The organism is Sphingobium estronivorans (genome assembly GCF_008692605.1).
Taxonomy (GTDB): domain Bacteria; phylum Pseudomonadota; class Alphaproteobacteria; order Sphingomonadales; family Sphingomonadaceae; genus Sphingobium; species Sphingobium estronivorans.
The window spans coordinates 62,802-85,435 of the sequence record NZ_LFCT01000027.1 but is presented as its reverse complement, the minus strand read 5'-3'; the positions used below and the strand labels follow the sequence as shown (position 1 = coordinate 85,435).

At 62.6% G+C, this 22,634-nt stretch carries 19 protein-coding genes and 1 riboswitch; of the genes, 11 read left to right on the top strand and 8 right to left on the bottom strand.

Annotated features, from left to right (window positions below; all coding sequences use genetic code 11):
* Positions 1-203: 203 nt before the first annotated feature.
* Genes F7P65_RS18015 through F7P65_RS18000 form a run of 4 tightly spaced genes read left to right on the top strand, consistent with a single transcriptional unit; the run spans position 204 to position 3,688 of the window.
* Positions 204-1,460 (top strand): MFS transporter, encoded by a 1,257-nt coding sequence (locus F7P65_RS18015; RefSeq protein ID WP_240334376.1) that lies wholly within the window; start codon positions 204-206, stop codon positions 1,458-1,460.
* Between the two features lie 28 nt (positions 1,461-1,488).
* The gene (locus F7P65_RS18010) at positions 1,489-2,268 is read left to right on the top strand and encodes an SDR family NAD(P)-dependent oxidoreductase (protein WP_150294162.1); all 780 of its coding nucleotides are present in this window, start codon (positions 1,489-1,491) and stop codon (positions 2,266-2,268) included.
* 41 nt (positions 2,269-2,309) lie between these two features.
* A complete protein-coding gene (locus F7P65_RS18005) occupies positions 2,310-2,870 on the top strand; it encodes a carboxymuconolactone decarboxylase family protein (RefSeq protein ID WP_162854701.1) in 561 nt (186 codons plus the stop codon).
* A 17-nt stretch (positions 2,871-2,887) separates the two neighbouring features.
* The gene (locus F7P65_RS18000) at positions 2,888-3,688 is read left to right on the top strand and encodes an SDR family NAD(P)-dependent oxidoreductase (protein WP_150294160.1); all 801 of its coding nucleotides are present in this window, start codon (positions 2,888-2,890) and stop codon (positions 3,686-3,688) included.
* A gap of 201 nt (positions 3,689-3,889) precedes the next feature.
* On the opposite strand, the gene F7P65_RS17995 is transcribed toward F7P65_RS18000, so the two are convergent.
* Complete coding sequence (locus F7P65_RS17995) at positions 3,890-4,705, bottom strand: nuclear transport factor 2 family protein (RefSeq protein ID WP_150294158.1); 816 nt, start codon at positions 4,703-4,705, stop codon at positions 3,890-3,892.
* A 24-nt stretch (positions 4,706-4,729) separates the two neighbouring features.
* Complete coding sequence (locus tag F7P65_RS17990) at positions 4,730-6,322, bottom strand: GMC family oxidoreductase (protein ID WP_150294181.1); 1,593 nt, start codon at positions 6,320-6,322, stop codon at positions 4,730-4,732.
* Between the two features lie 240 nt (positions 6,323-6,562).
* Here F7P65_RS17990 and F7P65_RS17985 point away from each other — a divergent pair, with 240 nt between their 5' ends.
* From F7P65_RS17985 to F7P65_RS17975, 3 genes are all read left to right on the top strand, one after another.
* On the top strand, positions 6,563-7,075 hold the full coding sequence (locus tag F7P65_RS17985) for an SRPBCC domain-containing protein (RefSeq protein WP_150294156.1): 513 nt from the start codon (positions 6,563-6,565) through the stop codon (positions 7,073-7,075).
* Between the two features lie 193 nt (positions 7,076-7,268).
* Positions 7,269-8,957 (top strand): FAD-binding protein, encoded by a 1,689-nt coding sequence (locus F7P65_RS17980; RefSeq protein WP_150294154.1) that lies wholly within the window; start codon positions 7,269-7,271, stop codon positions 8,955-8,957.
* A gap of 289 nt (positions 8,958-9,246) precedes the next feature.
* On the top strand, positions 9,247-10,860 hold the full coding sequence (locus tag F7P65_RS17975) for a thiamine pyrophosphate-binding protein (protein WP_150294152.1): 1,614 nt from the start codon (positions 9,247-9,249) through the stop codon (positions 10,858-10,860).
* Positions 10,861-10,919: 59 nt separating this feature from the next.
* On the opposite strand, the gene F7P65_RS17970 is transcribed toward F7P65_RS17975, so the two are convergent.
* The 5 genes from F7P65_RS17970 to F7P65_RS17950 all read right to left on the bottom strand — a co-directional run bounded on the left by F7P65_RS17970 (position 10,920) and on the right by F7P65_RS17950 (position 17,531).
* The gene (locus F7P65_RS17970; protein ID WP_150294150.1) at positions 10,920-12,020 is read right to left on the bottom strand and encodes a helix-turn-helix transcriptional regulator; all 1,101 of its coding nucleotides are present in this window, start codon (positions 12,018-12,020) and stop codon (positions 10,920-10,922) included.
* A 289-nt stretch (positions 12,021-12,309) separates the two neighbouring features.
* Complete coding sequence (locus F7P65_RS17965) at positions 12,310-14,043, bottom strand: amidohydrolase (protein ID WP_240334375.1); 1,734 nt, start codon at positions 14,041-14,043, stop codon at positions 12,310-12,312.
* A gap of 58 nt (positions 14,044-14,101) precedes the next feature.
* Positions 14,102-14,872, bottom strand: coding sequence for a class II aldolase/adducin family protein (locus tag F7P65_RS17960; RefSeq protein WP_240334374.1), 771 nt, complete (start codon positions 14,870-14,872; stop codon positions 14,102-14,104).
* Positions 14,873-14,892: 20 nt separating this feature from the next.
* Positions 14,893-15,699: a Coq4 family protein gene (locus F7P65_RS17955; RefSeq protein WP_150294148.1), complete on the bottom strand. Its 807-nt coding sequence runs from the start codon at positions 15,697-15,699 to the stop codon at positions 14,893-14,895.
* Between the two features lie 2 nt (positions 15,700-15,701).
* The gene (locus tag F7P65_RS17950) at positions 15,702-17,531 is read right to left on the bottom strand and encodes an acyclic terpene utilization AtuA family protein (protein WP_150294146.1); all 1,830 of its coding nucleotides are present in this window, start codon (positions 17,529-17,531) and stop codon (positions 15,702-15,704) included.
* A 116-nt stretch (positions 17,532-17,647) separates the two neighbouring features.
* Here F7P65_RS17950 and F7P65_RS17945 point away from each other — a divergent pair, with 116 nt between their 5' ends.
* Positions 17,648-18,313, top strand: a complete 666-nt coding sequence (locus tag F7P65_RS17945; protein WP_240334373.1) for a Crp/Fnr family transcriptional regulator — start codon at positions 17,648-17,650, stop codon at positions 18,311-18,313.
* A gap of 95 nt (positions 18,314-18,408) precedes the next feature.
* Here F7P65_RS17945 and F7P65_RS17940 read toward each other — a convergent pair whose 3' ends face one another.
* Positions 18,409-18,954, bottom strand: a complete 546-nt coding sequence (locus F7P65_RS17940) for a cupin domain-containing protein (protein ID WP_150294142.1) — start codon at positions 18,952-18,954, stop codon at positions 18,409-18,411.
* Positions 18,955-19,249: 295 nt separating this feature from the next.
* On the opposite strand from F7P65_RS17940, the gene F7P65_RS17935 reads away from it, so the two are divergent.
* The 3 genes from F7P65_RS17935 to F7P65_RS17920 all read left to right on the top strand — a co-directional run bounded on the left by F7P65_RS17935 (position 19,250) and on the right by F7P65_RS17920 (position 22,418).
* Positions 19,250-19,909 carry a TetR/AcrR family transcriptional regulator gene (locus tag F7P65_RS17935; protein ID WP_150294140.1) on the top strand — a complete coding sequence of 220 codons (660 nt, stop codon included), beginning with the start codon at positions 19,250-19,252 and terminating at the stop codon, positions 19,907-19,909.
* Positions 19,910-20,094: 185 nt separating this feature from the next.
* Positions 20,095-20,859, top strand: coding sequence for an SDR family NAD(P)-dependent oxidoreductase (locus tag F7P65_RS17930; protein WP_205452151.1), 765 nt, complete (start codon positions 20,095-20,097; stop codon positions 20,857-20,859).
* A gap of 256 nt (positions 20,860-21,115) precedes the next feature.
* Positions 21,116-21,193, top strand: a riboswitch (cyclic di-GMP riboswitch).
* A 124-nt stretch (positions 21,194-21,317) separates the two neighbouring features.
* The gene (locus F7P65_RS17920) at positions 21,318-22,418 is read left to right on the top strand and encodes a hypothetical protein (protein ID WP_162854700.1); all 1,101 of its coding nucleotides are present in this window, start codon (positions 21,318-21,320) and stop codon (positions 22,416-22,418) included.
* Positions 22,419-22,634: the final 216 nt, after the last annotated feature.

Here is a 22,634-nt window from a genome sequence, read left to right as displayed (position 1 = left end):
CGGCGGCGTCTACATGCCCTGAAAATGAAAAAAGGAGGGCGGTGCCGCTTGAGCTGAGCACCGCCCGATAACCCTTCCGGTGATTTCCTTCGCAATCGCCTCTTGCGTCCAATGGCTACGCATTTCAATGATAGCGAGGAAGAAAGCATGAGAAGCGCGAATCGATTCGCGGTTTGGAACTGCTTGTTCTTGAAGGAGAGGAAATGGCTGCAAGCCCCGACAGCGGTAGTACCGCCCACACGGCCATGCCCCGGTCATGGCGCGGGCACGGAATGGTGTTCCGCGCCTTTCTGGCGCAGAATGTCGCGGTGGGATGCGCTTTCGGCGCCTTTGGCGTTACGGTCCTTTCCCTACAGGAAAAATTCGACGCTGGCCGGGGCGAAGCGACACTGGCACTGGCGCTCTGCGTCCTGATGATGGGGGTTTTCAGCCCAGTCGCTGGCATGTTGATCGGACGGATTGGCTTGCGCTGGCTGATGACGATCGGCACGCTGATGTCCGCCGCCGGCTATGCGATGCTGGCCGTCGCGCCCAACATGGCGGCGGTACTGTTGCTCTATGCCCTGCCAATCGGTGTCGGGTTGGCGATGTTCGGGCCTTTTCCTTCCAGCGTATTGGCCAGCAACTGGTTTGCGGACAATCCGGGCCCCGCGTTGGGGGTCACCAATATTCCGCTGTTCGTCGCGCTGCTCCCGGTCGTCGGTTCGGTGCTGATCCGCGATCATGGCCTGACCGCCCTGTATCTCACGCTTGCCGCGCTGCACCTGCTGCTGTTGCCTTTCGTGCTGACCGTAAAGGACGCTCCGGCGGCTCGGCACGACCTGCAGGTCCATGGGTCTGCCGGGCAGGACATGCTGTCGACCGGGGAGGTGTTGCGCCGACCCGTCTTCTGGATGATGTGCCTGGGTGCAGGCTACCTCAATGCGGCCGGTATCACCAGCGTGTCGCATCTGGCTGCCTTTGCCATTGAGAGGGGGCTGGAGACGGATCATGCCGCGTTGCTGCTGTCGCTCATGGGCGGCGCCGGCATGATCGGCAGCCTGGCCATTGGCTGGCTGAGCGCCTGGCTGGGCGCGGCGCGCACCCTGGCGGTGATCGCTGGCGCGGTGTGCCTCAGTTGGGTGGCGCTTTCCACGACGCTGAACTTCACCCTCATGGCGGCGGCTGCATTGCTGATGGGTTCGGGGGGGGCAGGGGTCTTTCCCGCCGTCACCATGCTGGCGGGGCGCTTGTTCGGCCAGAGGTCGCTGCCGCGGGTGATGGGGCTTTTCGTTCTCTTCTCCCTGCCCATGACCTTCGTTTTGCCGCCGATGGCGGGGGTGCTGCATGACGCCGTGGACGGCTATGGCTCGGTCGTCGGCATCCTTATCGGCGGCGCGGCCATCGTCGCGCTGATCTTCCTGTCGATGGGCCGCCTAATGGCGTCGACCGGTATGGCGCAGCCTATTCCGGCCGCCTGAAAAACTGCATATTCGAGAAAGGACAATCATGGCTCGTTTGAAGGACAAGGTCGCCATCGTCACCGGCGGCGCACGTGGGATGGGGGCAGCGACCAGTCGCCTGTTCGCGGCGGAGGGCGCCAAGGTGGCCATCGCCGACCTGCTGGACGAAGCGGGAGAGGCTCTGGCCGCCGAACTGGGCGACACGGCCCGTTTCTACCATCATGACGTCACCAGCGAAGAAGGCTGGGCAAGCCTGGTCGCGGCGGTCGAGGCGGATTTCGGCCCGGTCGACATTTTGGTCAACAATGCCGGTATCCTGCTCTTCCGTTCGCTGCTGGAAACGACGCGGGAGGAGTATGAGAAGGTCCTGAACGTCAATCTGGTCGGCGAATTTCTGGGCATCAAGGCCGTCGCGCCGGGCATGGTCGCCCGCGGCAAGGGATCGATCGTCAATATCTCCTCGGTCGACGGGATGAAGGGCGCCAATGGCCTGGCTGCCTATGCCTCGAGCAAATGGGGCGTGCGCGGCCTGACCCGCGTCGCCGCGCTGGAACTGGGCCATCGCGGCGTGCGCGTCAACTCGGTGCATCCGGGCGGCGTGGACACGGTGATGACCAATTATGAGGGACGCAGCCGGGAAGCGGTGAGCGAACGATTCCGCAACATCCCCTTGCAGCGCGTGGGCGGCCCCGAGGAAGTGGCCAAGGCGACGCTGTTTCTGGCCAGCGACGATGCCTCCTATCTTGCCGGGGCGGAAATCGCGGTCGATGGCGGGATGCTGACCGGACAATATTATGAGGGGATGCCCGGCGCTCCGGGTGTCTGATGACGGAGAACCGCTAACAATCCGATGGAAGGAGCGTGCCCATGATCCGCATCGACATTCCCGCTGAACAGGCGGCCAATCTCTATGGCTATGCCGCCCGCGTGCATGGTCGGGAAATCATGGCTGCGGCTGAAGTCTTTTCCAAGGCCGTGTATCAGCACAGCATATTGTCTTTGCGCGAATTCGAGGGCGCCCGGTCGCGCATCGCACAGATCAACGGTTGCATCATCTGCCAGCAATTCCGCGCGGCAAAGGATGCGCCGTCGATATTCGCGGCGACCGGGGTGCGGCCGGACCATCTGGTGTCCGACAATGGTCCTGCCCCTGACGAGGGCTTTTACGAAGCCGTCGAACAATGGCGCACGTCTCCCCTGTTCAGTCCGCGCGAACGCACCGCGATCGAATTTGCGGAGCGTTTCGCGGAAGAGCCGAAGATCCTGGCCGATGACGAGGATTTCTGGGAGCGTGCCCATGCGCAATTCTCCGACGCGGAGATCGTCGATCTGGCGCACAGCGTCGCGGCATGGACGGGCTTGGGGCGCGTGGCCCATGTCCTGGGCTTCGACAGTGTTTGCCTGCCCTTCATGGCGGGTCAGGAATGAGCAGTAAGGAATGGTGAATGACTGAGGGACGGCTCGCCGGGCGGGCGGCGCTGATTACCGGCGCAGCCGATGGCATCGGGGAGGGCATGGCTCGGCGCTTCGTGCAGGAAGGCGCAGCCGTGCTGGTGGTCGATTTCGACGCCGAACGGGGCGCGGCCGTAACCCACGACTTGCGCGCCATGGGGGCGGAGGCCGATTTCTTTCGCGCAGACGTGACTCAAAAGGCCGATGTTCTCGGGTCGGTAGCGGCCTGCGTCGATCGTTTCGGCAGCATCGACATATTGGTGAACAATGCCTATCGCAGCGCTGGCCACAGCCGCATCGAAGCCAAGTCGGACGAGGTGTTCGGCGCTAGCATGGCGATGTGCCTCTATGCCGCGAAATGGTCGATGGAGGCCGCCTTTCCCCACATGCGCGCGCAGCGCTGGGGGCGGATCATCAATGTCGCTTCGCTGAACGGCGTGAACGCTCATATGGGGACCGCCGATTATAATGCGGGCAAGGAGGCCTTGCGCGCCTACACCCGGACAGCCGCGCGGGAATGGGCGGGCTATGGCATTTGCGCCAATATCCTGTGCCCGGCGGCGATCTCCTCCAGCTATCGACGATTCCAGGAGCAGGCGCCCGCCGTCGCCGCTGCCACCGCCGCCGCGAACCCGATGGGGCGCATGGGCGATCCGGAAGCCGATATCGGCGGTGTCGCGCTGTTCCTCGCCAGCGAGGATGCACGTTACCTGACCGGCAACACGCTTTTCGTCGATGGCGGCGGCCATATCAACGGAGTCAACTGGGTCCCGGATCTGGGCCCTGACAGCTGACGGAATGCGTTAGAACGCCCGATCGGATCGGGCGTTCTCTTTCTTGATTTCACCCCGATTTCCTGACCGTCGGATGATGCCATCCGACGGGAAATCATCCTAGAGCGCGCTGCGTTAAATCGACGCAGATCGCGCGCTCTGGGTTTTGGTTGTCGCATCGTTTTTTGCGAAAAGCCGGGTTCCACCTTTTCCCACGACGCTTTAGCCCAACTGGTCGGTTCCGGCGTGCAATATGCCGGGATCGCCGGCATGCGCCGCCCAGATCACGTCGCGGCGCACGATGCGCCAGCCTTCGGGCTGCCTTTCCCACTGGTCGATATATTCGCCGTTGGAATCGAAGATCGGTCCGGCGGCGTCATCGACACGCTGATGGCGGGCCTGCACATAAGCGCGACTGGTCGCGCGATCCCCTTCGACATCGACCAGCAGGCTGCCGATCAGATGCTGCGTGCCGCCGCATTTGTCGAGATAGCGGCGCATATTGTGCGTCAGCGCGGCCATGCCGCGCTCTTCCTGCCCGGTCCCATAGTCGAAGCCGATGTCCTGCGCGAACACCTCGCCCAAACGGTCCCACTGCTTGTTATCGAGGATGCGGGCGAAGCGGGAGAGGGCGCGGACGATGTCGCGTTCGTCCCGCATCGCGGCGAGCATGTCCTGCCCACCCGCCGGCGCACCGGTCCTTTCCTCGACCACGAACATGCGGGTCGCGTTCCTGTCGAACAGATTTTCCTCATCTTCCGCGATCTGACGGGCAATGTCGGGTTCGGCGGCCATGGCGGCGAAGCGGTCATAGGCGGCACGGTCGGCGAAGCGCAGCTCGGTCACGACATCGAAATCCATGGGCGCCGCGCCGGGAAAAATATAGGCGCCCTCACGATCCACATAGTTGCGGCGATAATCGGCGATGTCGGGCAGCAGGCGGCGGATCAGCACCGCATGCCGGTTCTCATAATAATCCACAAAGGCTTCGCTGCTCAGATCCGGGCGACGGCGCAGCAGGGCGATGCATTTGAACATGGCGGTCCTCTCCTTCATTCTCGGTCAATGGCGCAGGATCATGTCAGCCGCTTTTTCCGCCACCATCATCGTGGGCACATTGGTGTTGCCGCCCGGCACGCGCGGCATGACCGATGCATCGACCACGCGCAGAGCGGAAACGCCCCGGACGCGCAGTAGCGGATCGACGACCGCCATCGGGTCATGGCCCATGCGGCAGGTGCCCACGGCATGAATGTCGGAAATCGCCGTCGCACGCAGATAATCGTCCAGCTCATCGTCGGACTGGATATGGACGCCCGGCGCCAGTTCCTCGCCGCGGAACGGATCGAAGGCGCTCTGCGCGAAAATCGTCCGTACCGCGCGGATCGCCGCCCGGCCCATCGCCATGTCGTTCGCGGTGGACAGGATATTCGGGTCGATGGACAGCGGTGTCGACGGATCGGATCCGGTCAGTCTGATTTCACCCACGCTTTCCGGATTCAGCAGATCGACATGGGCGAGATAGCCATGCTCCATGATGAACTTGCGTCCCATCGCTTCATAGAGCGCCATGGCGAAGTGCACCTTGATATCGGGGCTTTCCGCGCCGGGCATGGTCCTGAGAAAGGCGCTCACCTCGGCGGGTGGCTGCGCCAGCGGTCCCTTGCGGAAAAGCGCGAAATTGGCCGCCGCCTTGGCTGCGACCAGCGGATGGAACACGTTGAACAGCGATACTGGCTGTGTGCAATATTGCTTCACGCTGACCGCCACATGGTCGCGATAATTCTGCCCGACGCCGGGCAGATGGTGAACGACCGGCACGCCGACCCCGCGCAGATCCTCACCATTGCCGATGCCCGACAGCATCAATATCCAGGGTGAGTGGATCGCGCCTGCCGAAAGGATGACTTCCCGCGTGGCGCTGGCCTGTTCGAGCCTGCCGCCGCGCCGCCATGTGACGCCGGTTGCCCGTCCTTCCTCCACGATCACGCGTTCGACCTGCGCGTGGGTGACGACGCGCAAATTCGCCCGGTTGCGCGCGGGTTTCAGATAAGCGCGCGCCGCGCTCCAGCGACGGCCGGACGAGGCGGTGACGTCAGCAGGCACCACGCCTTCGCGCTTCGATCCGCTGGGATCGTCATTATAGGGGACGCCAGCCTCCAAACAGGCATTACGAAATGCTTTGGCCAGCGGATTCGCGATTCCCGGCCGCGTCACCCGGACCGGGCCGCCCCGACCGTGATAGCCATCTTCGCCGCCGGGCTGGAAATCCTCCAGCTTCTTGAAATAGGGCAGCACGTCGTCATAGCTCCACCCTTCATTGCCCAGTTGGCGCCAGCCGTCATAATCCGCTGCCGTGCCCCGATCATAGACCATGCCGTTGATCGACGACGATCCGCCCAGCACCTTGCCGCGCGGCGTGTACATCTGCCGCCCGGCGGCATGGGACTGCGGCACGCTGACATGCATCCACTGGAACATGCCGCGATACATGATCGGCAACAGGCCGCCGGGGGCCTGGATGAAAATGCTGCGATCGCTGCCGCCCGCCTCGATCAGCAGAACCCGGTTGCGGGGATCTTCCGACAGGCGGCCGGCGAGAACGCATCCCGCCGATCCGCCGCCCGCAATGATGAAGTCGTAAGTGTCGGCCATGATCTTCCCCTGGGCACACGATATGCGATTGGGACAGGAAACGCGGTTGGAACAGCCCCGGTCGCGCGTCGTCGTGAAAGGCATCCTGCGCACGAAATTGGACAATTCGATACGCAGGTCAAGAATGATATGTCCAGACATCTCGGCAATCGCGCTGGCTCACCCTTGCGCGGCGGTCGTTTTGCGAGCAGGATCACGGGGTAAGCGCCGATAAAAATCCAGGTGCCAAAGGAGAAGCCGATGCCCGCCGAAACCCTGACCGCTCAACGCCATGATCCATTCGCGCTCTACGATCCAGAAACGCTGGTGGCGTCCGATCCCATAGAGATCGACGCACCGGCGATGCTGGTGTGGGAGATTCTGACGGATCTGCCGCGCTATGGCGAATGGAACCCCTTTTGCGTGTCGGCGCAGTCGACGCTGGAAATGGGGGCGGCCGTCCATATGCGGCTGGTCAACTATGCCAATCCCGGATCGCTGGCCCCCAATTGCGAATATGTCTGCGCGTTCGAGCCGGGGCGGCTGCTGTCCTGGGAACTGCCGGATAGCGAAGCGTGGCCTTATCCGGCCCGGCGGGACCAGATGATCGAGGCGCTGGGACCGGACAAATGCCGGTACCAGTCGACCGACGCCTTTTTCGGTCCCAACGGCATCCACGTCATGCGCTTCTGCGGTCCCTGGGTGACGCGGGCCTTCAACGATACCGCAAAGGCGCTCAAGGCCCGGGCGGAGGCCATGCACAAGGGCGGCTGAGCCTGCCCGGATCACGACTGTTTGCGCGTCATCTTTGCCCCCATAAGCGCGAATGGTCGTAGATTATTTATATTAACACTACGCAGGACGTTGACTTTGCGGCCGACAAAGCTGAGTTCTGCGTGGGTATGGCGGGGGAGGGGCGTGCCGGTCTTCGATCCTGAGCATTGGACAGGATTCAGGACGGACAAGCATGAGCAATTGGGACAAGGAAGTCGACATCCTCGTGGTGGGTTCGGGCGCGGGCGGCTTGCTGGCGGCGCTGATGGGCGCTCACAGCAGGGCTGATGTCCTCATTGTCGAAAAGGCGGATCTGTGGGGAGGCACGTCGGCGACGTCCGGCGGCGGCATCTGGATTCCCGGCAGCGATCCGGCGAAGGCGGCCGGTTTCGAGGATAATCTGGACGATGCCTTTGCCTATGTGCGGGCCCTGTCGGCCGACAATGTGCCCGATGAGAATATCCGGGCCTATGTCGACAATGCCGCGCCGATGCTGCGTTGGGTCATGGCGCATACACCGGTTCATTATCTGGCCTTTCCCTATCCCGATTATCATGCCGAAAATCCGGGCGGATCCGCGCAGGGATTCCGCACGCATCTGCCCCTGCCGATCGACGGAAAGGCGCTGGGCGCGGATATTCGCAAGCAGCGTTTCTCCTCGCCCGCAGCCAGCCTGTTCGGTTATCTGAACTGGCATTTCTCCGAAACCCATGAATTGCTGTACCGGCAAAAGGGGTGGCTGAAGCATCTCATCGTCAACATGGCGAAATATTGGCTCGACCTGCCTTTCCGCCTGACCTCCCGCAAGGACCGGCGGCTGACGCTGGGCAATGCGCTGACCGGGGGATTGCGCATGGCGCTCAATCGGCAGGGCGTGCCGCTCTGGCTGGAAACGCCGCTCAAGGAGCTGGTGAGCGAAGGCGGCAAGATAACCGGCGCGGTCGTGGAGAAGGACGGCAAGCCCTATCGCATCGGCGCGCGCAAGGGCGTGGTGCTTGCGGCTGGGGGCTTCGACAAGAGCCAGGCGATGCGCGATGGAAATGCGCCGCTTTATCCATCCACCCAATATTCCGGGGGCGTGGCCAGCAACACCGGCGACAGCATTCGCGCGGGCGAGGCCGTAGGCGCGGGGACGATGAACATGCAGTCGGCCTGGGCCGCGCCGGTTTTCTACGTGCCGGGCGAGGATCGCGGGCGGCTGAGCACCCTGGATCGTGCGCTGCCGGGCTGCATCATGGTGAACCAGAAGGGGCAGCGCTATCTGAACGAGGCCGCCTCCTATCATATCGTCGGCCAGCAGATGGCGCGGCGGAATGCCGAACATGGCGATGCATCGCCAAGCTGGATGATCTTCGACCATGAGTTCCGGAATAAATTCCCGATGGGGCCGCTCTATCCGCTGATGCCCACCTTCCTGCAAAAGAGCGGCGTGCGGAAGATATTGAAGAAGGGCCGGTCCATCGAGGACCTGGCCGGGAAGATCGGCGCAGACCCGGCAACGCTTTCCGCCACGGTCGCCCGCTTCAACACCCATGCCGCGAAGGGGGAAGACCCTGAGTTTCACCGGGGTCAGACTGCCTATGACAAAATGTATGGCGACCCCCGCCACGGTCCCAACCCGTGCCTGCGTCCGCTGAACAAGGGCCCCTATTATGCCATGCCTATTTATCCGGGCGATATCGGGACCAATGGCGGATTGACGACCAACGCCCATGCGCAGGTCATCGACAAGGCGGGCGATATCATTCCCGGACTTTATGCGGTGGGCAACAACGCGGCTTCGGCCATGGGCGAAAGCTATCCGGGCGCGGGCGTCACCATCGGGCCGGCGATGACCTTCGGCTATATTGCCGTCCGTCACATGACGGGGGGCAATGCCTGATTGAAAGACGGAGCGCGAATTGAAGAGAGGCGGGCAGGGGAGGCAACCTGTCCGCTTCAACGCGCTTGCAATCGAGCATCTCCGCGCACCGCCTCTTCCACTATGATCTTTGCGCAATTTTCCACGGGCAATTCACCGCATCATGCGTTTGAATGATGATCGGTACCGATAACCGGACATATCTGAAACGAACGATCGGCTTGGCATAAAGTCAGGCGCGGGGGCGGACGACGGCTAACCGAATTGCTGCCCTCCTTTTTCCGATTTCAGATAAGATGAGAGGTGGATCATGAAGCAGGAGATGAACGGCGGCGAGGCAGTGTGCGCGGCGCTGGAAGCGCTCGGCGTGGACCATGTGTTCGGTGTGCCGAGCCAGCAGAATCTGGCGCTCTACGAAGCGCTGAGCCATTCCAATAGCATTCGTGTCATCGGTGCCCGCCATGAAGCCGGCGCCGTTCACGCCGCCGACGGCTATGCGCGGGCGACCGGCAAATTGGGCGTCGCCATCGTCAGCACGGGCCCCGGAACGGCCAACGCGATGAACGGGCTTTACGAGGCGGGCTTCGCCTCATCGCCGGTGCTGCTGATCACCACCCAGATCAATCGCTGCTGGCTGCGGCGCGAAAAGGGGGCGATCCATGATGCCAGCAACCAGCTGGCAATGTTGAAGACCGTGACGCGCCGCGCCGATCAGGTGCGCTATGCCCATGAGATCGTGCCGACCATGATCGCATTGGCGCGCGATATTCTCACGGGCCGGCCGCAGCCGGGCGCGATCGAAATTCCCTCCGATGTGCTGGATGAACTGTGCCCTGCCGACCGCCCGGCCATGGCTGCGGTTCCGCGGATCATGCCGCAGGAATCGGCCATCGCCAAGGCAGCGGAACTCCTTGCCAAGGCGCGTCGGCCTCTCCTCTGGCTGGGTGGCGGCTGCGTCCGGGGCGGCGCGGAGGAGGCTGTCCGGGCGCTGGTCGATCATCTGGGCGCTCCGGTGGTGACGACCCCCAATGGTCGCAGTGCGATTGCCACCGATCATCCTTTGGTCGTCGGGTCGGGCACCCAATATCCGCCTTTCCGCCGGCTGCTCGAAGAAGCCGATCTGGTGCTGGCGGTGGGAACGCGCTTTCAGGCTGTTCCTTCGGGCTTCTGGTCCTTGCCGCTGGGCAAGCAGTTGATCCAGATCGACGCCGATCCCGAAATGATCGGGCGCAATTACCCGGCGGCGGTGGGTATCGTCGGCGACGCGGAGGAGGCGCTTGTCGCGCTGCGCCAGGCCTGCGCTCCGGGACAGGTCGATCCTGGCTACAGCGATCTGGCCCGGAATGTGGCGGCCGATTTGCTGGCCGACAGTGCGGAGCGCATCGGCGTCGATCATGTCGCGCTGTGTGACGCGCTGGACAGGGCTTTGCCCGCGGATCGCAACATCGTGTGCGACGCGACGATGGTCGGCAACAGTTGGGGCAGCTACCGGCTTCCGGTGCGGACCTTCCGGGGCTTCACCTACAGCACCAGCCTGGCGATCGGTCCCGCTCTACCGCTGGCGATCGGCATGGCCCTCGGCACCGGCCGCCGAACGATCGCGGTCCACGGGGACGGCGGCGTGATGCTGAATCTGGGCGAACTGGCGACCGCCGTGGAGATGAAGGCGCCGGTGACGCTCCTCATATTCAACAGCAATGGCTACCAGATTCTCAAGACTCTTCAGCAGATGAACAAGGTTTCGGTCTTTGGCGTCGATCTGCATACGCCGGATTTCGTCACTATCGGACAGGGCATGGGCATGCCTGCTGAGCGCGTCGACAATCCGCGGGATTTCGAAGCGGCGGTGGCCCGCTCGGTAGCAGTGGAAGGCCCTTCGCTGATCGAAATCGACATGAAGAACATGGCGCCGCTGGGCTTGTGAACCTGTCGGCGGACCTGTCGACCGGCCTGATGTTGACAAGGCCTTATGTCGATAGGGCCTTATGTCGATAGGGACGCCGCCGAACTCAACAACATGCGCACCAGTTCGCCCTGGCGATTGGTGCCGGTCTTGAGGAATACCGACTGAAGCTGGCTGCGAGCCGTATTTCGGCTGATGCCGATATGGTTTGCAGCCTCCTCCACGCTGGCGCCCCGCGCGATCTCACTCGCCAGCAAGGCTTCTGCCGGAGTGAGCCCGAACAGATGCGAAAGGGTGCTGGCCGGGATGATCGGCCGGTGCTCAGGATCCCGCAGGATCAGCAAAGCCGTGCGCTGCAACGGGTTCCTCAGCGGATGGAAGGCCGGGCCGGGGCGGACGATTACGGTCAGGGGCAGGAAACCTTCCGGCCGGCGCAACGCCAGCGGGGCGTAAACGCGCCAATCCGCTTCGGCCTGTTGTTCGGCGGCCATCAGGCGCAATTCGTTCAGCAGGCGGGCCGTATCATCGGCATTGGTTGCCTTCAGCTTGCCGCGAAACAGACACATGCCCGCTCCCTCGGCGAGAATGACGTCGGCAATCGAGTTGGTCATGAGCATCGTTCCGTCCGGCGTCGCCAGAATGATGCCGATGCCGCTCGTTTCCAGCGCAGCCGTGGACATGAGCAGCCGCCTTTGCAGCCCGACAGTCTGGAAAAACAGCTTGAGTGCCCGTTGGAACGAAGGGACCAGTTCCTTCAGCAGCCTGCGGGTCTTTCCGTCGAATGGATCGCCGGCCTGATCGCGCCATAAGGTGAAATGGGCCAGGCCATATTCCCGGCAGTTCATCGACACGGTAAGCACGCGCGCGACGCCGCCCGCTATTCCGGATACGCTGCCGGTCAGGGCGACCTGGCTGTGCTCATCGGGTTGATCCTCCGCGCCCGCCCGGAAGAAGCCGGATCGATGAAGCGCCTTCACCGCTTCGCCGGCATCGTCCATGTTCAACATGATCACGGGTTCGCAACCATCGCCATAGACGCGCGCATCAAGGATAAGCGATACATAAGGCGACGCGAACGTCTCGCCCGCTGCGATTAAAAATTCGTGCCATGCCGGGATCGCGGAGAGGCTCTCATAGAGGATGTTGAGCAAATGCTCGCGATCGAGTTCATGATTTGACACAGCCACTCCATTTTATTCGTATCGATAGGGGGCCAAGGCGATTTGACCCCCTCTTTCGGATTTCCTGTTGGCGCAAGTTTAAGCTGCCCGTGATCAGAGATGGCTTGGCGGCATACCATCTCGCTCTGTTCGATTGCGGTGATGGACCCTGCGCTCAGCGCGGGGTTCCGTCAATCCAGGGAACACGCCAAATAGATAGATGGATGACAAGGGAGGACATCCGCCCCCAAGCGGTCAACGAGCGGATCGGCTGACGACGGCGCGGCCCTTTTACAAAACGCGCTCATTTTCAGTCTTTTGCAGTATAGATTTCCGTGCCGTCGCTGATCGTGCGGTTGATCCGGATACTATCCAGACGCGCCGGGTCGACGTTCAGCGGATCCGCGTCGAGCACGACCAGATCTGCCTGTTTGCCGACGGCAATCGTGCCCTTTTCCTGATCCTCGTGGATTTGCCAGGCGGCATTGCGGGTCGTCATCAGCAACGCCTCATAGGGTGTAGCCGCCTCTTCTATCCCAAGGGGCACGCCGGACCGCGTCGTGCGCGTGACCGCCGACCAGACCAGTCGCATGATGTCCGGGGGCACGACTGGCGCGTCATTGTGGATCGACGGCACCAGTCCGAGGTCGATCGCGTCGCGCATCGGCGAAATATGGGCCGCGCGCGTCGCTCCCAATGTCACGTCGCGATGCCAGTCGCCCCAATAAAAGGCGTGGGCCGCAAAGAAACTGGGCTGAATATCCAGCGCTTTCATGCGCGCCAGTTGCCCCGGACCGACGATTTGGCTGTGGATGGCGATCAGCCGTTCCACCGCTCCCGGTCGCGCCGCGTCGGCGGCGGCCGTGACATCGATCAGCTGCTGCATCGCGGCATCGCCGTTGACGTGGACGAAGACCTGCCAGTGATGATCGGCTGCCCGGTCGATCCAGCCGCGAAGCTCGCTATCCTCCATCTGGCGATAGCCGTGATAATTGGTCGCGCGGCCATCCGGCACATGATGATAGGGTTCCTTGAGCCACGCCGTCCGTCCTTGCGGCGATCCGTCGAGCATCAGCTTGATGCCAAGAATGCGCAGGCGCGTCTGGCGCGGCGCGCTGACGGGCATGGCGTTCATATCCTGCCAGGGTGCGCGGAAAAACAGCAACGCCCCCACGTCCATCTTGAGCGCGCCCTGCTCGTCGGCCGCCTTGAGCAAGGCATAGTCATCCGGTGAAGCGGCGCCATCCTGCGCGGTCGTGATCCCGTAGCGGGCATAGACATCCTGCGCCTTCCGAAGCGCGGTCAGGCGCTGTTCAAAGCTGGGCTTGGGCAGCAACGCCATCACCCGGTACATGCCGGCTTCTTCCAGCGTGCCGGATGCTGTCTTGCCGTCCGCCTCACGCCGGATCACGCCGCCGGTCGGGTTCGGCGCATCATGCAGCAGACCCGCCAGTTCCAGGGCGCGCGTGTTCGCGGTCAACATATGACCCGAGGCGTGCAGCAGCATGATCGGCCGATCGCTCGACACGGCATCGAGTTCCTGGCGGGTCGGGTGGCGCCGCTCGGCGAGCGCCGCATCGTCATAGCCGAAACCCTGCACCCATTGGCCGGCGGGAATGGCCCGTTCGGCGACATATTTGCGCAAGGTCGACTGGAGCGAGGCAATATCGCGAACGCCCGCGACCGGCGGCGGCGACAAATCGGCAAAATCGATCAAACTCGCCAGCATCGAAAGATGCCCATGGGCGTCGATGAAGCCCGGCAGCATCGTCTTGCCGTGCAGATCGACGATGCGGGTGCCCGATCCACGGTAAGCGAGCACGGCTTTGGTTGACCCGACCGCCACGATCCGCCCTTGGCGGATCGCCACGGCCTGAGCGACATCGTCCGGCGCTTCCATTGTCCGGATCACGCCATTGGTGTAGATCGCGTCAGCGACGACCCGGGCGGACGCAGGCGATGACGATGCGAGCAATAGGGCCGTGAGGGCGCCCATGCCCCGCCATCGCGGGCGATGGCCGGCCGCGATCTTCGTTGCGGACATATATCGTTCTTCCTTTGATCAGAGCATGGTGGCAGGCGGGCTTGCGACCGCGCGCCAATCAGTCGAGCACAGACCTGTCCCGGCGAATTTCTCGCCGGGCCATGGCTTCCCACAGGAACGGAAAGCCCATCGGGTCGGACATTTGCACGACGCGCAGGCTTTCGGGATCGGTGATCGGCTGACCTTCGCCAAGCGCTTCGACATGCCAGGCCAGCCGGCAGCGATGTTCCAGCGTGATCGCGCGCAGATGCGCCTGACGCAGATTCTCAGCGACGATGAACACGCCATGGTTCTTGAGCAGCGCCCACTTGCCCTGTCCAAGCGCCTCGGCGGCGGCCTGTGCCTCTTCCGCGCCATCGACCGTTCCGGCATATTCATCGTACAACACCGGATCCTCATCCACCTGGCCCGATGTCTGGTCGTAAACCGGCGGGATACGGCCCGAAGCCGACCAGACCGAACCCCAACGCGAATGATTGTGGATCACGACGCGCAGATTGTGACGGCGATGGTGGACGGCCAGATGGAGTCCGATGGCCGGCGTGACGTTCCAGTCGCCTTCGATGACACGCCCGCTGCCGTCCACGCGGATGATATCGGATGCGGTCAGTTCATCCCAGGCCAGTTCCCAGGGATTGACGAGAAAGCTGCCGTCCGGTTCGGCCAGCGTGATATGCCCGGCGATATGATCGTCATAGCCTTCGCGATGGAGCGCCCGGCACAGCAGGGCGAGTTGCTGGCGCGCCGTCAGGTCCGGGATCAACGGGTAGCGGCCCGGCATGGGCGCCAGTTCCGCAAGTGTAGGGATGCGTCGCTGCGACATTTCCATTTCAAGTCTCTCCTAACCGCTCAGCACCATTGGGCCGATGCTGCGGCCGTATCGGCAAGCTGAACGCCCTTGATGCCCAGCGCTTCCCGCGCGGCTTGCGGTGTCAGCCCGAGCACATCTTCGTAGCGCATCATATAGATCGGCGCGGATTCCCGGCCGACCTTCGCGCCGCGCTCGACCGCGTTCTGCGTAACCAGCCAGGTTTGGGGATAATGCAGCACGGCGCGGGTGATGATCCGCGTCGATCCCAGGATGGAAAAAGCCGACAGTTCGCCCGCCAGTTCAGGACTCATATGGACGAACAAATTGGTCAACCGCATATAATAGGGCACCAGCTCGCCGATAAAATCGAACCCACCCCCGCCAAGGATATGCTCCAGATCGTGCGTCTGTCCGGCGCGAAGCTGGAAATATTCATAATCGTTGCGCGGCGTGAAGGGCGGGACAATATCGACCTGAAGACCATTGTCGGTGAGCTGCGCGTAGAAGATGCCGCCCACCGTCTCCGGGCCGTAATCCTTCAGCTCATCCAGACCGAAGGTGGAGACAAAGCCTTCTTTGAACCACGCATCAAGGGCGGGATTCTTCTGCCGCTCCGCTGCGAAAAGGGCGTTGATATGGTCGATATCCTGTACTTCCCGCAGGATCTGGACGAGCTGGATCGAATCCGACGGCGTCGGAATATCCGGTCCGTTCCGACGCAACAGGTGCGTGGCCACCCAATCGCGCACCCGCGCATCATTGAGATAGCGGGACGAACTGATCAGCACGCTGCTGTCGGTCGAAACTTTCTCGATCCCGCTCATCAGATAGGAATAGTCAGCCATGTTCAAATGTCCTGTTCAAGTGTCACGCCGCACCCCAGTTCGGCGGCCAGCGCGACGGGAAGGGGAACGGGAAAACGCAACATCATCTGCGCCATGCCCTTGGCGGCCGGGTCAAGCCGCGTATTCGCGTTGATCCCGCCCTCCAGCGCGTTGTGGAGCACGAAATTGAGCGCGTGAAAGCCGGGTACCTCAAAACGATCCACCCGCGGTGCTTCGCCGTCCTGGCCGAGATGCCGGTACCAGTCGCTCACCGCTTCGGCGCTCAGCGCCGCCCGCAGCCAAGGGAGATATTCGGGCCGGCGCGCGATCACCGCGACATTGAAAAGATGGCCCTTGTCCCCGCTGCGCGCCCAGGCCAACCGGACCAGATCGACCGCGACGCTGCCCGGTCCGGCGGAAACCGATAGGGCGGCCGGGCTGACCGGAACCGCCGTCCATGGCTGTCCGGCCGCCACCGGCACGTCCTGCGTCACCCCGGCAAAGGTCATCCGCGCCGTCACGGATGTCTTGTCCAGCAGGAACAGGAATGTCCCCGTCTTCGGCAACACATGGGTGGCGAGGTTGATCGAGGTTCCGACCGACATCCCCGAAATGCCCGCCCATTGTTCCCGCGCGAAGATTTCCGCGCCGCGCCGGTCCGGATGATCGACAACCAGCTTGCTAATCAGTTCCCGCGTCCCCCCCTGCCGGCCATGCGCGCCGAAACTCGCCTCGCCGCCGATCAGAACCGTGTCGGTCAGGGAAAAATCGGGCAGATTTTGCGCGCGCAGCAATTGCCGCGCCCGCGCGAACAGCGCCTGCCCCTGTCGCTGCGCCTTTTCGGCGGCATCTTCTCCGATGATCGGCTGATAGGCGACGCTGCGCCAGCCGCCGTCAAAGATGACGCACACCTTGTAGCTGTCGGTCGGCGCGCGACCGCGCGCGCCCCTCACCCGCACCCGGTTCTCGCCGATCTGGTCCAGCGTCACGGCGCTGAAGTCGCAACGGACGTCCGCCACGATATAGTCGGCGGGGTCGCTAACTTCGTACAAAAGCTGTTCGGCCACCGTGCCGACCGACACCAGCCCGCCGGTCCCTTCCGGCTTGGTGATCACGACGCTGCCGTCGGCGTGGCATTCGCCGATGGGAAAGCCGATATTCGCCCAGTCGGGCACGTCGCGCCAATCGGTGAAGGTGCCGCCGGTGATCTGCGCGCCGCATTCGAGCAGATGTCCGGCCAGCGTTCCCGCCGCCAGCAGGTCGAGGTCGTCCGCACCCCAGCCGAATTCATGAATCAGCGGCCCCAACGCCAGGGCGCTGTCCACCACGCGCCCGGTGACGACGATGTCCGCGCCCTTCGCCAGCGCCGCCGCGATCGGGAATCCGCCGAGATAGGCGTTGGCGCTGATAACCGCGTCGGGAAAGCCGGCTCCAGTGAACATGTCGCGATGCCCCGCCGCGCGCAATTCAGCCACCCGGGGACGAAGGTCGTCGCCGTCGACATAGGCGACGCTGAGCGACAGGCCTGCGTCCGCGATCAGCCGTTCGAGCGCGGAGGCCAGCCCGGCCGGATTGACGCCCCCGGCATTGGCGACGATCTTCACCCCCTGCGCGGCAATCTCATGGAGATGAGGGCCGACATGCACCGTCAGGAAATCGGTGCCATAACCTGCCGTCGGATCGGCCGCCTGCATCCCGCCGAAAATGCCCATCGACCCTTCGGCCAGATAGTCGAAGATCAGATAGTCGAGCCGTCCCCCCGCCAGCAATTGCGGGACCGAGAGCGCGGTGTCGGAAAGGGACGCCGTCGCCCCGCCGATTCGTACAACCTTGTCTGCGCCAGCACCCGCCATTTTCCATCCGCTCCGTTCTTGTCCTCAGAACGAGCCTAACGAATATGCTGACAACAAACCGTCCCTTACGTTACAATTGCAAAATGAAAAGTGACGAGCGAAATCTGGCGCTTAGCGTGCTGCGGAAAACCGAATGGTTGAAGGACTATCCGCGCGAATTGGCGGAAGCCATGTTGGCGGAGGGCAGCCTGGTACGGCTGAATGTCGGGGAATGGGCCCAGGCTGAAGGCGACAACCGCAGCGGCCTGTTCGTGGTGATCGAGGGCGTGCTGCATTCCTATTGCGCGGCGCCGGGCGATCGGGAAGTGATGATCGGCCTTGCCGAGGCGGGATCGGTGGTCGGCCACGCCACGCGGTTCAGTGGCGGTCCCCGGCTCGTCACCACCGTCTGCGTGGAACCCAGTGTCCTGCTGGAGATATCGGAAGCCGCGCTGGAACGGGTGGCAGAACGCCGGCCTGAAATCTGGCGTGCCATCGCCGGTTTCGCCTATGCCAATATGCGCAGCATGGTGCGCATGGCAGCGGAAGTGATTTCGTTGCGCCCGCGCGAGCGCATCGCCGCTCGCCTGCTGGCTGCGGTCGACGGCCATCGCAAACCAATGGAGGAACCCGCCCCAACCATCCGGCTCAGCCAGGAATTGCTGGGCGAAATGACCGGCCTCACCCGCAAGACCGTGAATGTCCATTTGTCCGCGTTCGAGCGAGATGGGCTGATCGAGGTCGGCTATGGCCGGATCACGCTATGCGATCTGGAGCGCTTGCGGGCCGTCGCTAACGGCTAGATTTCGCGGGCAAAGCGGTTGCACGGCGTCTGGGTCGTCAATGCTGGATTGTGCCCATTGCCATCAACCTTTTCCTTGGCAGAAATAACGCAATATTATCGCCGTGACGGAGGAAGCTCATTTTCCCATTGCGGCATATGCCGGGCGTAGGATTGGGCAATCTTCGCCCAATGGGCCTCGTCATTACCCTTGAAATGGATGTTAAACTGCGCCGCATTGCGGAATTCGAGCAGTTCGCATCCCTCATCGCCGACTTCAAGGACATAGGCTTGCTCGGCCGGGACATAAATCCCGTCTCCCGGCCCGAGACGCGCCGATCCAAATCGGGCTTCACCCGCCAGAATGTAATAAATGCAATCGGCATTGTGGCTGTGACGCGGCGATATGAAACCGGTTTTGAACCAGGCATGGCTCAGGCTCACGCCCTCTTCGCCTGCCGATTGGAAGAGGATGGTCGTGTGCGAAGCATCGGCTGCCCTGGGGCCTGAAGCCATGATCCGCCCCAGACCGGCCATGGTCGCTGGATCGACACCCTCAAAGGGCATTGTTTCGTGATCGAGAGCGATGCTTTCGCCCGCACGGAATAAGGTCATACGCTTGCGGGCCGGCGCCGGGGTATTGAGGGATTTCTCGTTGTTCACAGCTTGCACTCCTCAATCGAGGAGGCGAGCCGCCTCCGAAGAAGACTGCGCCCCAGTCCATCGGGACTGTCCCCCTCCGTGCATAGTTTGGCGCGAGGGGAATAAATGTCGCTCATCCGGCCTCCTCTCAGATGGGTCTGTAGAATAGAAATAGCGCAATTTCTCGATAGACAATGCAACCAAAGTGACATTCTTCAATGAAAAGTCGAATCAGTCGCCGGGCCCGGTGAACCCGCCTGGTGCACTCTGATCCTTCCACGCTTTACATCGATAGTGAGGCAGCTATCGTTCCACAGTGACCGAAGCGCTTCCAAAAAAGACAAAACATCCCACAGGACGCCCATCCCGAGATGAGGCTGCGCGACGGAACGACCATCTTCTTAAAGTTGCGGCCGATCTGTTCTTTGAGGAAGGGTTCAGCGCCACATCTATGGAGCGCATCGCCAAAGCCGCGGGAATTGGCAAGCAGACCCTCTATGTCAAATTCAGGGACAAGGAACAACTTTTCCTCGCTGTGGCGCAGCGGACTGCGAAGATCGACCTCAGCCATGTATTTCCGGAGGAAATGCTACCGTTCGAAATCGCCGTGCGCCAGCTTGCACAGGCGGTTGCGAAGATGCTGGAACATCCCGGGGCGCAGCGCCTCAACAATCTGTTGCGAAACGAAATCAACAGGTTCCCGCAATTGATGGATATGGTGGAAGCTGGCGGTTGGTCGGAATTCCAAAATGCGCTGGTTGAATTCTTCGAGCGATACGAAAGAAAGGGATGCCTGAAGCAGCCGGCAGCCTTGGCTGCGGAAATTCTCCTCTATTTGGTCACCGGCGATCGTGAGCGGCGCTATCTGTATCGCCAGACCTACAATGCCGAGGGGCGAGCGGACCATCTGGACAGGCTTGTCGATGTGTTTCTCCAGGGCGTGATGAACGCTCCTCCTCCGGAGCCGTTAACTTGACAAGACCGTTCCGTTCCGTTTTTCATGTCGATAACGGAATCAGCTGCTGCCGGCCGGCGAGAGGAAAATCTTGCCTGATGCATTGAAGGGAAAGACCGCGTTAGGGACGCGTCTTTCGCGGGATGGTCGCGACGTGACGCGCGACTGGCAGCCCATCGTCGAATAGCCAGACTGGGAGAAAAATTTTGGATCGTCTTTCCAACAAGACAATTCTGGTCGCAGGGGCCGGCGGTATCGGTAGCGAACTTGTCCGGCGCTATGCGGCTGAGGGCGCAAATGTCGTGCTGGGCGACGCGAACGAAAAGGCGGCGGAAACAGCGCTCGGAGGACTTGAAAAGGGAAGCGGACGGGTACTGGTCACGCGGCTGGATGGCTCCGACGGAGCCTCAATCGACAAGGCGGTTGAACTCGCCTGTACCGAATTTGGCGGCTTGGACGGGCTCCACGCCAACTTTGCGAGCTTCGCAGATGGTCTGCTGCAAGTCGGCGTGCTGGACTTGCCTCTCGACATTTATGACGAGGTGATGCGCGTGAATGCGCGCGGTTTTCTGCTGTGCACGCAAGCGGCCTTACCCCGCATCCTGGCTCGCGGGGGCGGATCGATCATTTACACCAGCTCGGGCGCCGCGCATGCGCCTTCTCCCGTCCGGGCACCCTATGCCATGAGCAAGGCAGCCATACATGCGCTGATGCGCGTGGTCGCGACACGACATGGGCCGGATAACGTACGCGCGAATGTGGTCGCGCCCGGCGTGATCCTTCACCAATCGCTCGCTGATGCTACGGGGGAAGAATTTCGTCAGTGGGCGCTTTCCCGAACCCCGATCAAGTCGCGGCTGGGACGACCCGAAGATATAGCCGCGATGAGCGCTCTGCTGATGTCTGACGAAGGTTCCTATATTACCGGGCAGGTGATAAGCGTCGATGGCGGAAGCTCCATGCGGCCCTAGATCGACTTTGCGCATGTGGGTGCGGGCACCTCGACACCGCGGCGGTCGGGGGTCGATTGCCATGCAGCCCGCATGTCGTAGCCAAGCACCGGTTGAAGATGCCATTGGCAGAGGGCACGGCAGTCCAAGATTATCTGGATACCCGTTGCAGCCGGTAGCAAGAACTAATTGTAAATTAACTATTATTATCTTATTTTACTGCTATTTTATTGAACGTTTTCCTTGGTCGTCCGTTACGGACGAAGGATCAGGAAGATCCCGATAATGGCAAACCGGCGGTGACGCCGGGACGCAAAGCCTCCGGCCTTGGTGACAAGGGAGCGGGGCTGTCGAAGGACTGTGGTTCGATGGAAAAGCGCCCTATCTTGTAAAAACATTGCGCAACTTTCCGACCTTATAGTCGCTGAGCAGCCCTCCTGCCGCGCACCTCTGCGCCCGTACAAGTTAGGAGAAAGCCAGTGTTTTCGTTTGATCGGAGATCATCTCACGGTAGGTTGCTGGCCATATCGGCCTGTTCGACACTCGCCCTTCTGCTGAGCGCCTGTGAAAGCAGCGGCGGGTTGCGCGTCGCCAGCGTCGGATCGAACACGCCGGGCGCCGGTAGCGGCAGCGGCGGGTCGGGCAGCGGATCAGGCACCGACACCAGCGGCGGCGGCGCGACGGGGGGCGGCGGTACGGGAAGCACCGGCTCGGACGGCACTGGCTCTGGCACGGACGGTACGGGTGGAACAACGACCGCGGCGGGTCTCCTCCAGCAGGTGTCGCCAGTACTCACCACCGCCGGCAATGCGGTGCTGGGCGTTTCCGATGGTCAAGGCAACGTGACGACGCCTATCGCCACCGCGCTTCCCGTCTTGCAACCGGTTACCGGCACGATCACGCGCGTCCTGAACGACACCGGCACCGTGCTGGTGGATGCGGGTGCCGGGCGAACCCTCCTCCTTCAGGGCGCGCAGGGTGTCGTAGGCGATCTCGTCTCAATCGACGTCGGCGGCCGGACGGTCACCAATGGGCTTGACGGCACGACGGGCGCGATCGGCGTCGGCGTGCTGGGCAATACGCAGCCTACCGGCACGCTGGCCAGCGTCGGCGTGCTCAACGCCGGCAATACGGCGCTGGCGACGGTCAATGGCGTGGCCGATGTGCGGGTGACGAACGTCACCTCCGCGACCGGCGGCATTGCCGATAATCTCCTGAACGTCGCGCTCGGCGGCAACCAACTTCTGGGCAGTGGCGATCCGGCGTTGGTGAATGCCAATCTGCTGCCCAATGGCGTCAGCCCCACCGGTACGGGCAGCGCCACGGGCGTTCTCGCCCCCGTGACATCCGCCGTGGAAACGGTCGGCGCGGGTGTCACCTCGACCGTGCAGGGCGTGGCCGGGAGCGCCCTTTCACCCTTGGGCGTGAGCGCCGGCACCACGGCGGCGGCCGGGACGACGGCCACCGCTGGCGCTGGAACCACCGCCACGGCTAACCCAGGCGGACTGCTCGCGCCGGTGACGGGAACGGTCAGCAATACGGTGAACACGCTGACAGGCGCGCTCAACCTGAGCCGCTAACTCATTGACCGGGCATGCCGCCGCTAGTGGATTGATTTTGACATTTCCGTCCCGCTAGCCGGATAGGACGGTCGCAAATGCCAAAATCGAAAAATCCACTAGAATCAACATCTTCTAGTGGTCCGAAAAGATTCTGACATTTGGGCACTATCTGGCCGGGAACGGAACCAAATGTCAGCATCGGACCACTAGCGTGCCCCGGCTTTGCCGCTCTTA